Here is a 12,947-nt window from a genome sequence, read left to right as displayed (position 1 = left end):
CTTGACAGCTTACATCACTGTCACTTGCAACCATTCAGGATGACTCCGCTAGAAACCCATCAAACAATGACAGTTTAGAGAGGGCAGGTATCAAATATCTCACTGCGATACCTACTGCGATACCCGTCAGAACCCCCATAATCATAAGCATAGGTAGATAGTAGAAAATATTCATACTTTGAAAGTAGAGTGCAGCAGCCGTAAGTTGTCCAAAGTTGTGAGCAATTCCTCCGATAATACTAATTCCGATCACACTGAGTTTATTTCGTCCCACAGCTAATAGGAACCACATCGCGGCAAAGCTGAATAACGCCCCCATAATACTGAATAAGAAACTAGAAAAGGTACCGAATATAAACGCCGTCAATAGTGTCTTAAGTATAACCATCATAAATGCATCCCTAGCCCGCAGAAAATAAAGACAAGTCAGGACCATAATATTAGCAAGGCCAAGTTTCGCACCTGGCACACTCATATTAACTGGAATATACATCTCTACAAGACTTAGAACTACAGATACTGCGGCGAAGATCGCAACGATCACCGTTCTTTTTAATGCTAAGCTGGACTGCTCATTTAACGATGACATCTATGCCATCCCCTTCCCCAGGCGCCCCTTCAATTTCAACCATGAGTCGATGTGGTAGGCAAACGATAGTCCCTCCATTTCGCTCTACAAATCCAAATGTTAAACACACCTTATCTGGACAATCAGCATCGATCATTTCAATCCCATAGTCGTGAACCTTTAAAATATTATACCCAAATTCTGTTTTTACATCGATTGTCTGCTCTTCTTTTGTTAGTTCCACTGTTTTGAATAGCTTTCCATCAACCGTAATGTTAGCAACCCGGGGTTCGTTGTGATTTTTTTCACTTGGCTCAAACCACCTAGGAATTAGAAATGCCAGTGCAACGATAACGATTAACCCGATTAGTAGGATATCTCCGCGTTTCATGAGGCAAACTCCCTTATTTTTTGATTATATAAATCTTATTCATTATACATGTAACTAGGTTAACCTTCAATGCGGAACATGTGCTATTTCTCGCATTTTACTTCTTTTCACAAAATCCTCACTTCATAATACATATTATGGGTTTATCTTTCGTTTGTGAAACCTACGTCGATCTGCTAAAATCAATGTCGAAATGAAAGGGAGAAAAGAGGCTTCTATATATGAAAAAATCAAAAATAGCGATTACCCTCACCGTACTAGCATTATGTGCCAGCCTTTTAAGCGGTTGTTTTGGCAACAAGAATACGACGGAGTCTACTAATAACTCGGCTGGAAATCTGACTCAGTACGAAACACTTGAACCCATGTCTCAAACCTACTTTATATTCGATACGATCGTGAATGTGAAGATATACGATACCAGGGCAACCAAGGACAATTTAAAAGATATTGAGGATATTCTAAAAAATATCGACATGAAGATCAGCCGTAATCAAGAGACAAGTGAAATTTCCAAGGTCATCGCCAATGCTGGAATTGCACCAGTTCAAGTTTCAACAGACACTTACGACTTGGTCTCCAAAGCGCTAAGTTACGCTGAACGAACCAACGGAATGTTTGACCCCGCCATCGGAAAGCTTGTTGGTCTCTGGAATATTGGTCATGAAGGTGCACATGTCCCTGCGGTAGCAGACATCGAAGAAGCCTTGCAACGCTGTGACTACCGCAAAATTGAGATGAATGATGATAAACACGAGATATATTTGCAAGAAAAAGGGATGGATATCGATCTTGGTTCTATTGGTAAAGGTTATGCGGCCGATGTCATTTACGATTACCTAGCGGATAAAGGATTCCATAGCGCCATCATCGACCTCGGTGGCAATGTATTCGCTATGGGAAGCAAGCCTGGTGGAAAGAAATGGACAATTGGTGTCCAAGATCCTGATAAAGAAAGAGGAAATGGAATTGGTACGATTCAAGTCGAAGACAAAACGATTGTCACTTCAGGGATCTACGAGCGCTTCTTTATAGAGGACGGCAAGATGTACCAGCATATCCTCGATCCGAGAACCGGATATCCAGTCGATAACAACATCAGTAGCGTTACAATCGTAACCTCTCGTTCCACCGATGCCGATGCCTTGTCCACAACATTATTCGTGCTTGGTATTGATGAAGGACTTAAATTTATTGAGAATACGCCTGACGCTGAGGCATTGTTTATTACGAAGGATAAGAAGCTCTATGGTACTTCGGGATTCAAGGAAATGTTGAAAAAGACCAACGATAACTACACTTTTGCAAACTAGGAAAAAATACTCTATCTAGATATACGACCAACTAAACGGACGGGCTTGAGGATATATAAAGTATCCCAGCCCGTTCTTTTATATTTACTATTGACAACCAGAACGATTTTGATATATAATATAATTTGATTGATTATCCACGGTTTTAATTCCTCAACGTACAACCCTTCTATATACCGATTCCGGTATAGCATTCCTATTCTATTGACCCAAGAGTAAGAATTTGTTTTCTGATTCACACTGGCGCGGTCTTCGGAGCCGCAAGGATGAAAGAGAGGTAGGGCTTTTGTCGTTTTAGAAAGAAACAGGTTATTGTACAAGAAGGAATACCGCATGTCTTTTACGTGTACATAAAAGACAGATTATCATAACTATATTGTTTGCTCCTCCATTATTTCGGAGCAATAACAAAACGCCCCGCGATAACCCGCTGGGCGTTTTGTTATGGTTAAATACCTTTACTTATAGTTAGGTTTGAGATTGCTCTTCTCTGTCTCCGATGATGCATCGTGTAATAAATTAACACTGTGAATGCTACAATAACCGCACCGATTAAATACATACGACTATAACCTGTGGCTACGGCAATGACCCCTAGAATATATGATCCAGCTCCATAACCCGCATCGAAGAATACATAAAAGGTTCCTGTCGCCAAACCACTTCGCTGAATAGGAGCCGATTTGATAGCGATAGCTTGAAGACTGGGCACCAGAGCACCGTAACCTAGACCGATAACACCCCCGGCAGCCAAAAATGTAAACGTATTATTAGCTTGACTAAGTAGCACCATTCCAATGACGAATAATAACAGTCCGGGATATACCAGAACATGTTCACCATACCGGTCAAATAATCGTCCAGTAAATGGCCGCGAAATGAGGATCAAAGCAGCAAAGACCATGAAAAAATAACTAGCCATCGGCCCGATTCCTAGACTTTTAGCATATACCGATATGAATGTCGAAATCGCAGCGTAAGAGAACGCCAGAACAAACCCCGATAAAGAAATAGGAATCGCCTTAGGTTCAATATAGGATCTCCAGCCTTTTGTACGTTCCTCAGTTTTCTTAATGGCCATCTTAGGTATACGTATCATCATCCCAAAGACCAGGGACAGCACGGAGAACACTAGACAGCTTACAAATAAAAATGGGTACCCGAAATGAGAGGTAAAGGTCAGGCCGATAAATGGTCCAAATACCATCGCTAGACTCATGAATAGTGTGAAATAGCCAATTCCCTCCCCTTTACGTCCCTCAGGGATGAATTTGATGGCAACAGCTGAAGTACTAGTTGCAGCTACACCGAAGACCGCTCCGTGTATGACACGAAGAAAAAGTAGCGAACCTAAATTAGGTGTAACCAAATACAAGCAGCTACAAACCATAAATAATATAAGCGAAATATTGATGATCTTACGGTTGTCCCACTCATTTAGCCATTTACCCGTAAGCGGGCGGAACACAACCGCCGAGATAACGAACATTGTCGTAACCAAACCAATCCCTTGCTGGCTCCCGTTCAGTGAGTCCAACACAAAGACTGGCAGAGTAACAGCATAAATATAAAAATTAATAAAAATGAAAAAACTAGAAAAGCAAATAAACAGAAAGTTCCGACTCCACAGTGTTGTTTTATCCAATATGATCTCAGCTCTCTATGATGTAATACCGCATATCAGCGCGGGTTGTTCAAATGATCATTAATCGTGCTCAGCGCTCGGCGCAGTATTGCAATGTCTTCATCTGCTAGTGATTGAACCATATTACGCGTGAATTGGGCCTCAATTGGGAGAAGCTCCTGACTAAGTTCTCGTCCACTCTCGGTTACGAAAATGAGAAAAGATCTTCGATCTTCCCCATTAGCTCCCCTAAGAATCCAACCCTTCTTCTCCAGCTGGTCGAGTATACGGGTAACATTCGTTGGGTCCTTCTCTGTTCGACGTGACAGTTCCCTCTGAGTTATTCCATCCTCTTCAGTTAACCAGTGAAGCACGGCCCATTGCTCAGACGTAATACCAAAAGGCTGAAATTTGAGTGTCAGTTGCTGCGTCAGCTTCCGGCCAGTATTCGTAATAACATATCCCAAAGAATCCTTAATGCTCATTTAAATTCCACCTCACTTCTTGCTCTTTGCGATTCAAAAATATAAAGAATTTGTTATAGTATATAAGACAATTATATGTATAGCAACTAATTAAGTCAATAATACCCTCTTTGTTTACGAATAATAACACTCATTCCTAGTCAGAATAACGTTGTCTTTCCAAACCAGTCCAAAGGGGTGTTTTTGTATGCGTGAGGGTTTGATTCCTACTGTTCTTGGAGCTGTGGTATCCGCTTCTGCCGCATCACTGCTTGGAAGCAAGTATAAGCTTGCCGCGACGGGTGTCCTTGGTTTTGGCCTCGCACATATCGTGCTAGGCGCTATCGACCTGGTGGAACACCGGTAGTATCCGTTTGGGAGGAAATTCCGGGAAGAACACTCTTCCCGGGTATTTTATTAGCCAGTCCAATGATCATGTATGTGATGGTACTTGCTATACATGTGAACTGAGACATACTCAAGCTTCTAAGTAGCTGGCGTCGGCCCTGTTGTTAAATCCCCAATATCCTCTGAACCAAAGATAAACAACGCTATTAATATGACGATAATAACTGCCTCAGTGAAGCCTTCTCCATCGAATTCATGCATATTCATTCACCTCTTAATGAAATGGGTCATCTTCTTCCTGTCTTCTTTTTAAAAGCCGTGAACACCTCATCCAGTGTCATATCTCCATTATCATCGAGAAATTTTGTCATTTTGTCGATGTTGGGATTTCCCAAGTCGCTTAAAGTATTGAATTTTCCCACCAAACTAATAACAGTGGATGCTTCCCGGAAGAGTTCAACCGAATCCACCTTTAATTTACCTGTCAACAATAACGAAGCTACAATTACCTCTAGACTTTTATTCTTTTGGGAGGATTTTGGGGTTGAACTTTTATTATTTTGTCTCTTATTCTTGTCAAGGGGAGCCATAATTTACCCTCCCGTATCCTTAGAGTCATAATAGCCATCTTATGCTCCAAGTAAAAATTCGGTACACGACATTCAAGTATAAAAAGTTAATACCACAACAAATAAACAGGATCACCCGAAAATATGGCGAGCCTGCTTCATATTTCGCTAGTAGCTAGGCTATTTTTTTGATTACAACAAAAGTATTCACACTGTTTTGTGAGCCACCTGCTTGAGTTTGAAGTGTAACTGGGGCAGCCGAGCTATGATTTCGTAAAGTAATAAAATCACCGGCTGTTAGAGCAATTATGGATTGCCCATTGATTAGCTGAGTACCTATACCTGAACCGTATACGCTGCCTGGAACTAGAATATCATTTATAAATAATGCGAACTGGCTGGGCTCCACACACGACACTAAAAATACAACCTCATAACTACCCTGATTGGTAACTTCAATACGTGTGGTTCCAGGAACATGTGTAATTCCAGAAGTTAGAATGCCATTTGTATCAAAAATAACATCAACTTCTATCCCAACTATTCTAGCCTCTAAATTGTAAATATATCCGAACTGGGTTAACCCATAAACTAGACTCTCAGGGCCTGTGGGACCCGTCACCCCAATTGCACCTGTTACGCCTTGTTGCACCCGTCGGACCAGTTGATCCCGTCGGGCCTACTGCTCCTGTAGATCCCGCAGCATGTTCACAACCCGCATTGTAAATATCTATCACATCTACAACATCTATCGCACCGATTGATCCCACATTACCCGCTGTAGCTGCCGCCCCTGCACTACTCATAGAGCTTGTTGAACTCTTATTACCCGATGGGTCTGCTGCACTTTGCCCATTTATCACACTCGCTGTACCTACACTATTTGATGTACCTACACTATTTGCTGTACCGACAGCTTCTGCATTCCCTACGGAACCCGCTGTGCCCACGCTTCCCGAAGAAGCTACACTACCTGCTGTACCTACACTCCCCACCGTACCTACAACAGCAGCATAGCTAATAGGACCTAAATCCCCTTGAGGAACATTTACCTGTATGATTTGCTTTTTAACGACAATTTCTCGATAACAACTCTTTTTCCTAGAGGTGTAGGTTCTCTTCGAGCTTTTTTTTCTCTTCAGGGAGCAGTGACTCATTGACTTCCCCTTATAACGGCCCATTTTCCGATGAAGATGATGTGAGCTCAATGCAGACACCTCCAAGTAAGTTTGCTGTATACTACTCAATTCGTCTATTGAAGGCATGGTCATTTGTCATGTGAAAATAAATATTATTCTATAAAAAAACAAACTCAGCGGCTGAAACCGTTGAGCTTGTTGAAATAAAGAAGTTTAAACAAATCACTCACTCTTAATTGGCAAAGGTATAGCTATCATTCGTTTTGTTCAGCATTTGTTTGAAACCAGGTGAAGCATACAGCTTCTTGTCCTTAGTAATAAACAGAACTTCCGCATTGGGAATTTTCTCTACGAATTTCAACCCCTCTTCGATCCCTAGAAGGACCAGCCCTGTATCCATAGTATCCGCATCGGTCGAACGGTCTGTTACGATCGTTACACTACTAATATTATTATCAACTGGATAGCCCGTTTTTGGATTGATAATATGCGAGTAATGTTTACCATCTTCTTCGAAATAGCGTTCGTAAATACCTGCGGTCACCACCGTTTTGTCGTTTACGCGAATCGTACCAATCGGAATACCACGTTCCTGAGTGGGGTCCTGGATACCGATGTTCCATTCTTCACCGCTAGGCTTTTGGCCCATCGCAAAGACATTTCCACCCAAATCAATAATTGCGCTGTTAAACCCTTGATCCGCCAAATAATCATAAACAGCATCTGCCGCATAACCTTTTCCGTAGGAACCAAGGTCGATTTCCATACCCTTTTCCTCTAAATATATTTCATGAGTATCCTTGTTCATCTCAATCTTACGGTAGTCGCAAAGTTGTTGCATCGGAGCGACTTCTTCCTTGGAAAGAACATGAGCGCCTTCGTGACCAATATTCCACAGGGTGACGAGTCTGCCGATCGACGGATCAAGGAGACCGTTTGTTTTTTTGGCGTAATCTATCGCAATTGAGACAAGGTCAAACGTATCTGACGAAACCTGAACGGGACCTATCCCGCTATTTGCATTCACCTTGAAAATTTCACTGTCACTATTCGTACGGCTGATTTTGTTATCAATTTCTTTGAGGAGATCTTCGATTTCTGTTAAATTTTGCTTGGTCGCCCGAGAATCATAAATAGATACATTCACAATCGTATCAAAAATAAAAAAGGTTCCCTTCATTGGATCAACCGACTTATTCTGTGTCTGTTGCTCACTTGTATCTGGTTCTGCTACATTACCGGAATTGCCGCAGCCCCCGAGGAGAGTACTAATCATCAATATAGCCACCAGTAGGATTGCCGCTTTGTTTCTATTCATAAATGCGCCTCATTTCTCTCTATCATTTTCGCCATTGATTGTAGCAGAAAAGAAGCTACACTAAATGTGTAAAATTTCACGTTCTTAAGTGACAACCTATAATAAAACACTATAATTTTCTATTCCAATCCGGTATCATGTGTACAAATGATCTTATTTGGTGAAATCGAAGGAGTTGATATTGTTGATCCAACAACGAAATATTGCTATGGCTATCCTTTTTACTTTTATCACTTGTGGCATCTACGGTATTTATTGGATGTACAAAATATTTGATGAATCGAGAATTATTAGTCGCGATCCTGACGGTAGTGCAGGACTAGATTTGTTGTTAACGATTGTGACTTGCGGCTTGTATGGATTCTTTGCGATCTACAAAGCAAGTTCTCGCTTGTACGAAGCGGATGTAGCTCGTGGAAATACATATGCTAATGATGATTCTGTATTGCTCACCATTCTGTATGCTTTTGCTTCCATTATTTCTGTAGCGATTATCCAGTCAAAAATCAATAAGTTCTTGTATTAATTGATTATTGTATGTTGAATGCTATGAAACAATTGGACAGGAAACGACTCCTCCCGATGCTCATCTTTGGCGTAGTTGGTCTCTTAAGTATGGCTGCGAATGTCTTGTTTCAAAAAAGTATTTGCCTCTTCACAAATGTATTTGGCATTCCCAGTCCTGCTTGTGGGATGACCAGAGCCTATATGAGTCTACTGCAAGGAGATATTAGAGCAGCATGGATCTATCATCCATTATTCCTCATGCCCATATTAATATGTGTACTGGCATTGTGTAAGAAATTAAGTCAACCTATTATTATTCTGTTCACTATTTTGCTGTTAGTGGTGTGGATTTTGCGATTAATTTTTATACTTCCGCATAACATCGAACCGATGGTGTATAATTCTCATGCATTAATCCCGACCCTTCTATCTATTGTGAAACACTGGATTGGGTGGGTGTAATACCATAAAAAAGCACGGGATCCTCAAATTTGAGATTCCGTGCTTTTCAAAACTATTTTATAGTTCTATAAACACACTATTTAAAAAACCAAGAACATGACTGGAAGATTCGCCGTTTTTTACAGTAAATACAGAAAAAATAACGTAATTATGACGTGTTGTTACAGCCTCAATAACGGACTTTCCTAGCGAATTGGCGATCCCTTTGAATAGTCCCACATCATTAGTATCTGTAACTTTGTTTATTACATGTTCGCTATAATTCTCCATTGACGGGTTAGTTACCGCTAGTAGTATGACAACCAGTAGCAAAATGATGATCGTACCATTACGTGCTCCTGTACCATTCCTAGAAATATCGATCTCCCCCTAAAGTAATATACCTCATTATATCTTTAATTGGGATAAACTGTATATGTAAATGGACCCGTGGTAAATAGTGCGGTAGTTATATCGAACTTTACTATTACAAGTAATAAAAGAAAAACCCCCTACTTATTATCGTAGGAGGCTTCGTATAATGCCAACACATACCCATTTATTAGTCAGGAAAGCGTTCAACGTTGATATTGTGGAGTTTAGCAGGAAGATGCTGGTGAAGGGAATTGAACCCCCGGCCTACGCATTACGAGTGCGTTGCTCTACCCCTGAGCTACACCAGCATGGTACTCTTTTTTGTGAAACAAAAACTATTATACAACGCTCAGAGAATTTTGCAAGTATAAAAACACCTATAATTTCTCACGTACAGAACGTAGCTTTTGCTCGGAAGAGCTGACTTTATCACGACGATCATCTATCTTAATCGAGGTCGATACCCGCTGAGCATCGGACTGGAAAGGAGCTTCATGGATCGCCCGTATCGCGGCGAACACATTGTCGAGTGGACCTTCAATAATTGTACTCATCGATGTTAATTGATACTGTATACCTTCCTGTTTCTCCAATACTCGCTGAAGTTCAGCTACATAAGGACTAAGGCTAGTACTTCCCGTTCCGATTGGAATGACCGTAACCTCTGCAATTGCCATTGTATTACCTCCTCATTTTATTTCTCCTTCCTCTATTGTAACCACTCCGCAGTTGCAATAAAAGTTCACAATTTTTTTTGAACCCCGCGCGCCGCATCATGAAGCCAATCCTTCATTTTTGTCTCTATATCTTATGACTCATTTTGTAAAATCACCGTTTACAAACACAATATATTGGGTTACCATAATTAAAACACAACCAAATATAGTGTAAACAGGTGATCCGGCGGAAAATTGCCGCTGGTGCTTAAAAGGGAAGTGTGGTGCAATTCCGCTGCGGTCCCGCCACTGTAATCGGAAGCTTAGAGATTCGGTTTTATCTCCAAACATTTTGCCGACACAAAGCCACTGCTGATCAATTTGATCCTGCGGGAAGGCGTTGGCGAATATTCCGTAAGCCAGGAGACCTGCCTGTTTAGACGACACCGATACAGTCCTGCGAGGTTCGGGTAGGTGTCCGCTTGCTGCTTACATACAGCTTACTTTGAATCGCCTTTTATGGCTTTTCTTGAGACGCATTCGGGCATTTCCAACCTTGCCAGGGTTGGGAATGCTTTTTGTATGATATCAATGTCTAGTTTTTAGGGAGGAGAACTTTGAAATGGCATTGTTAAACCCCATCTATACCGACCGTGAGGTCATGCTTGATGAAGTAATTACCCTTGGCGAGGAAATCGTTGAGAGTCGCAATCTTGAGGTACTACGCGAGAACGCTAACCTGAATGGAGAAAGTTTCTCCGGTAAAATGAGCAAATTCGGTAGTGAATATGCGAAGTGGTATGCAGAACACTTTGTTATGCCGAAAAGACTAGTACAATCCATTAAAGATAATATCGTCTATGTACATGATCTTGATCAATATGCGATCGGTACAACAAACTGTATTTTTATCCCCTTCGATAAATTGCTTCGTGAAGGCTTCAATACCGGCAACGGAAGTGTACGTCCACCCAACTCTATTATGACAGCTATGGCTTTGGTGGCTATTATTTTTCAATCTCAGCAAAATTCGCAATATGGCGGAGTTTCGGCCAATAAGATTGATTTTGACCTAGCTCCTTATGTAAGAAAGACATTTTCTAAGAACCTTATCAAAGGTTTAGAGTACTTCGAAGAGGGCGACTTAGATTCTACTAATGTAGGAGAAATATCAATGAGTCGCAGCGATCTGCAGGAACTCTATCCAAAAGCATTTAAATTTGCAACTAAAGAAACAAAGAGTGAAACACTCCAAGCTGCGGAGAGTCTCATTCATAATCTAAATACAATGTCGAGTCGTGCAGGTGGACAAATTCCTTTTACCAGCATCAACTACGGCACCGATACTTCACCTGAAGGTCAACTCGTCATCGACTCCCTGCTAACAGCAACGATGCGCGGATTGGGTAACGGCGAGACACCGATTTTCCCCATACAAATTTTTAAATGCAAACAAGGGGTTAACCAAGCACCAGATGAACCCAACTATTCATTATTCTTAAAGGCAGCGGAGTGTTCCGCAAAACGACTTTATCCTAATTTTGCAAACCTAGATGCACCGCTGAACTTGATGTATTACAAAGCAGGTGATCCTGATACGGAATTTGCAACGATGGGATGCCGTACTCGAGTACTTAGCGACCGGTTTGGACGTAATCATTTATCAGGTAAAGGAAATCTTTCCTTCAATACTATGAATCTCGTCAAACTAGGATTAGAGCATGGTATCGTACTTGGTCAACGTAAGGTAGCAGACGAACGCGGTTTTTATCGCGAGCTTGATCTTTATCTAGATATTGCACTAGAGGGGCTTCTACATAGGTTTAATATCCAGAAAGCTCAAAAAGCCAAAGCCTCTGACTTCATGATGCGTGAAGGCGTGTGGGAAGGTGGCGAACATCTTCATCCAGAAGAGCCTGTAGGCGACCTCCTTAAGCATGGTAGTCTATCTATTGGATTCATCGGACTTGCAGAATGTATGAAAGCTATGTACGGTAAGCACCATGGGGAAGATAGCAATGTATACAATAAAGCTTATGAATTGATCTCCTATATGCGCAATTATTGCGACCGTCAGAGCGAACGCCACAATCTGAACATTACGCTATTTGCTACACCGGCAGAAGGCCTGTCCGGAAAGTTCACTAAGCGGGATAAAGCAACCTACGGTGCAATCGCAGGAGTAACAGATCGTGAATATTACACCAATTCTTTTCATATTCCAGTCTACTACTCTATTAGCGCTGCCAAGAAGATTGAACTAGAGTCCGCATTCCACGGCCTGTGCAATGCTGGAGCCATTTCATATATCGAATTAAATGGTAACGCTCGGAGTAATCCAGCAGCGTTTCTGCAAATCATTCAATATGCACTATCGCAACAGGTTAGCTATTTCAGCATCAATCATCCGATTGATCGCTGCTCCGCTTGTGGTTTTGAGGGAATTATTGGAGCAACTTGCCCATCATGTAACAGTCATGAGAACGACGTTCATATCCGTCGTCTACGCCGTGTTACTGGATACTTAACCGGAGATTATCAAACGCGTTTTAACGCCGCCAAACAAGCGGAAGTACGTGATCGATTGAAACATAACACATGAATATTTGCGGCTACTATCCGGAATCAATTAATGAAGGTGAAGGCCTGAGAGCCTCCATCTTCATTAGCGGATGTCGCCATTTCTGCAAGGGCTGCTTCAGTCCCGCCACCTGGAATTTTAATTATGGTGATCCCTTCACGAAGGAACGGGAAGCGGAGATTATTGACGACATCAAGAACAATCCCTTATTAAGCGGGCTTACGATTCTCGGAGGAGATCCCTTCTTCTCTGCAGCAGAGGTTAGCGCATTCATCGACCGCCTTCGGCAACAAGTAGGTCCAATATCGATTTGGATCTATAGCGGTTATACTTTTGAGGAAATAACTGAGAACCCTGAATCACCGGAATACGAATTACTTCGGCGTTGTCAGGTACTCGTAGATGGAAGGTTTGTTGAAGAATTACGAGATCCCTCTCTACGCTATTGCGGCAGTTCCAATCAACGATTGATTGATATTACACAGAGCCTAATACTTGGAAAGGTTTCTATATGGCAGCCAACTTTCTCTTTCTAGCGATTCAAAATTCTAGTATAATTGTTTTTCTATGATACTTTTAAGCTTTAGTAACTATTGACCATCAGGCGCTTCTTCATTGGCGCTTCTTTTTACAAGAAATACCTCAAATTTGAA

17 protein-coding genes, 1 tRNA gene and 1 riboswitch are annotated in these 12,947 nt (G+C 41.5%); of the genes, 6 read left to right on the top strand and 12 right to left on the bottom strand.

All coding sequences use genetic code 11. The features are described from left to right. Nucleotides 1-34 precede the first annotated feature (34 nt). Nucleotides 35-589 carry a Gx transporter family protein gene (locus IEW05_RS22970; RefSeq protein WP_188542201.1) on the bottom strand — a complete coding sequence of 185 codons (555 nt, stop codon included), beginning with the start codon at nt 587-589 and terminating at the stop codon, nt 35-37. After that, entirely contained in the window at nt 573-959 is a 387-nt protein-coding gene (locus IEW05_RS22965; RefSeq protein ID WP_188542200.1) for a NusG domain II-containing protein, read from the bottom strand. The genes IEW05_RS22970 and IEW05_RS22965 overlap by 17 nt, the downstream gene beginning before the upstream one ends. Before the next feature lie 221 nt (nt 960-1,180). Between IEW05_RS22965 and IEW05_RS22960 the strand changes: the two genes are divergently transcribed. Continuing rightward, a complete protein-coding gene (locus tag IEW05_RS22960) occupies nt 1,181-2,272 on the top strand; it encodes an FAD:protein FMN transferase (RefSeq protein WP_188542199.1) in 1,092 nt (363 codons plus the stop codon). 448 nt (nt 2,273-2,720) lie between these two features. Here the strand turns inward: IEW05_RS22960 and IEW05_RS22955 are convergent, their stop codons facing one another. Together IEW05_RS22955 and IEW05_RS22950 are read right to left on the bottom strand one after the other, a co-directional pair. Continuing rightward, complete coding sequence (locus IEW05_RS22955; protein WP_188542198.1) at nt 2,721-3,917, bottom strand: MFS transporter; 1,197 nt, start codon at nt 3,915-3,917, stop codon at nt 2,721-2,723. A 35-nt stretch (nt 3,918-3,952) separates the two neighbouring features. Continuing rightward, complete coding sequence (locus IEW05_RS22950; RefSeq protein ID WP_188542197.1) at nt 3,953-4,381, bottom strand: MarR family winged helix-turn-helix transcriptional regulator; 429 nt, start codon at nt 4,379-4,381, stop codon at nt 3,953-3,955. Between the two features lie 187 nt (nt 4,382-4,568). Here IEW05_RS22950 and IEW05_RS22945 point away from each other — a divergent pair, with 187 nt between their 5' ends. Next, nucleotides 4,569-4,727 (top strand): asparagine synthase, encoded by a 159-nt coding sequence (locus IEW05_RS22945; RefSeq protein ID WP_188542196.1) that lies wholly within the window; start codon nt 4,569-4,571, stop codon nt 4,725-4,727. 119 nt (nt 4,728-4,846) lie between these two features. Here IEW05_RS22945 and IEW05_RS25975 read toward each other — a convergent pair whose 3' ends face one another. The 5 genes from IEW05_RS25975 to IEW05_RS22925 all read right to left on the bottom strand — a co-directional run bounded on the left by IEW05_RS25975 (nt 4,847) and on the right by IEW05_RS22925 (nt 7,734). Beyond that, on the bottom strand, nt 4,847-4,975 hold the full coding sequence (locus IEW05_RS25975; protein ID WP_268238765.1) for a hypothetical protein: 129 nt from the start codon (nt 4,973-4,975) through the stop codon (nt 4,847-4,849). 20 nt (nt 4,976-4,995) lie between these two features. Next, on the bottom strand, nt 4,996-5,298 hold the full coding sequence (locus IEW05_RS22940; protein WP_188542195.1) for a hypothetical protein: 303 nt from the start codon (nt 5,296-5,298) through the stop codon (nt 4,996-4,998). A 154-nt stretch (nt 5,299-5,452) separates the two neighbouring features. Beyond that, nucleotides 5,453-5,899, bottom strand: a complete 447-nt coding sequence (locus IEW05_RS22935) for a BclA C-terminal domain-containing protein (RefSeq protein ID WP_229753711.1) — start codon at nt 5,897-5,899, stop codon at nt 5,453-5,455. Beyond that, nucleotides 5,877-6,485 carry a hypothetical protein gene (locus IEW05_RS22930; protein ID WP_188542194.1) on the bottom strand — a complete coding sequence of 203 codons (609 nt, stop codon included), beginning with the start codon at nt 6,483-6,485 and terminating at the stop codon, nt 5,877-5,879. The genes IEW05_RS22935 and IEW05_RS22930 overlap by 23 nt, the downstream gene beginning before the upstream one ends. A 163-nt stretch (nt 6,486-6,648) precedes the next feature. Beyond that, nucleotides 6,649-7,734, bottom strand: a complete 1,086-nt coding sequence (locus IEW05_RS22925) for an FAD:protein FMN transferase (protein WP_188542193.1) — start codon at nt 7,732-7,734, stop codon at nt 6,649-6,651. Between the two features lie 208 nt (nt 7,735-7,942). Between IEW05_RS22925 and IEW05_RS22920 the strand changes: the two genes are divergently transcribed. Beyond that, a complete protein-coding gene (locus tag IEW05_RS22920) occupies nt 7,943-8,260 on the top strand; it encodes a DUF4234 domain-containing protein (protein ID WP_194434161.1) in 318 nt (105 codons plus the stop codon). 56 nt (nt 8,261-8,316) lie between these two features. Next, entirely contained in the window at nt 8,317-8,703 is a 387-nt protein-coding gene (locus IEW05_RS22915; RefSeq protein ID WP_229753690.1) for a DUF2752 domain-containing protein, read from the top strand. A gap of 57 nt (nt 8,704-8,760) precedes the next feature. On the opposite strand, the gene IEW05_RS25665 is transcribed toward IEW05_RS22915, so the two are convergent. The 3 genes from IEW05_RS25665 to IEW05_RS22905 all read right to left on the bottom strand — a co-directional run bounded on the left by IEW05_RS25665 (nt 8,761) and on the right by IEW05_RS22905 (nt 9,734). Continuing rightward, nucleotides 8,761-9,015 (bottom strand): hypothetical protein, encoded by a 255-nt coding sequence (locus IEW05_RS25665; RefSeq protein WP_194434160.1) that lies wholly within the window; start codon nt 9,013-9,015, stop codon nt 8,761-8,763. Nucleotides 9,016-9,293: 278 nt separating this feature from the next. After that, a tRNA-Thr gene (locus IEW05_RS22910) sits at nt 9,294-9,365 on the bottom strand. A 69-nt stretch (nt 9,366-9,434) separates the two neighbouring features. Next, nucleotides 9,435-9,734, bottom strand: coding sequence for an MTH1187 family thiamine-binding protein (locus tag IEW05_RS22905; RefSeq protein WP_188542191.1), 300 nt, complete (start codon nt 9,732-9,734; stop codon nt 9,435-9,437). A 199-nt stretch (nt 9,735-9,933) separates the two neighbouring features. After that, a riboswitch (cobalamin riboswitch) is annotated at nt 9,934-10,163 on the top strand. A gap of 172 nt (nt 10,164-10,335) precedes the next feature. Here IEW05_RS22905 and IEW05_RS22900 point away from each other — a divergent pair. Both IEW05_RS22900 and nrdG read left to right on the top strand, forming a co-directional pair. Continuing rightward, nucleotides 10,336-12,315: an anaerobic ribonucleoside triphosphate reductase gene (locus tag IEW05_RS22900; RefSeq protein ID WP_188542190.1), complete on the top strand. Its 1,980-nt coding sequence runs from the start codon at nt 10,336-10,338 to the stop codon at nt 12,313-12,315. Beyond that, nucleotides 12,312-12,830, top strand: a complete 519-nt coding sequence (gene nrdG, locus IEW05_RS22895) for an anaerobic ribonucleoside-triphosphate reductase activating protein (RefSeq protein ID WP_188542189.1) — start codon at nt 12,312-12,314, stop codon at nt 12,828-12,830. The genes IEW05_RS22900 and nrdG overlap by 4 nt, the downstream gene beginning before the upstream one ends. Nucleotides 12,831-12,947 lie beyond the last annotated feature (117 nt).

The organism is Paenibacillus segetis (genome assembly GCF_014639155.1).
Lineage (GTDB): Bacteria > Bacillota > Bacilli > Paenibacillales > Paenibacillaceae > Fontibacillus > Fontibacillus segetis.
The sequence above is the reverse complement of the archived record's forward strand: the minus strand, read 5'-3'. Positions and strand labels throughout refer to the sequence as shown.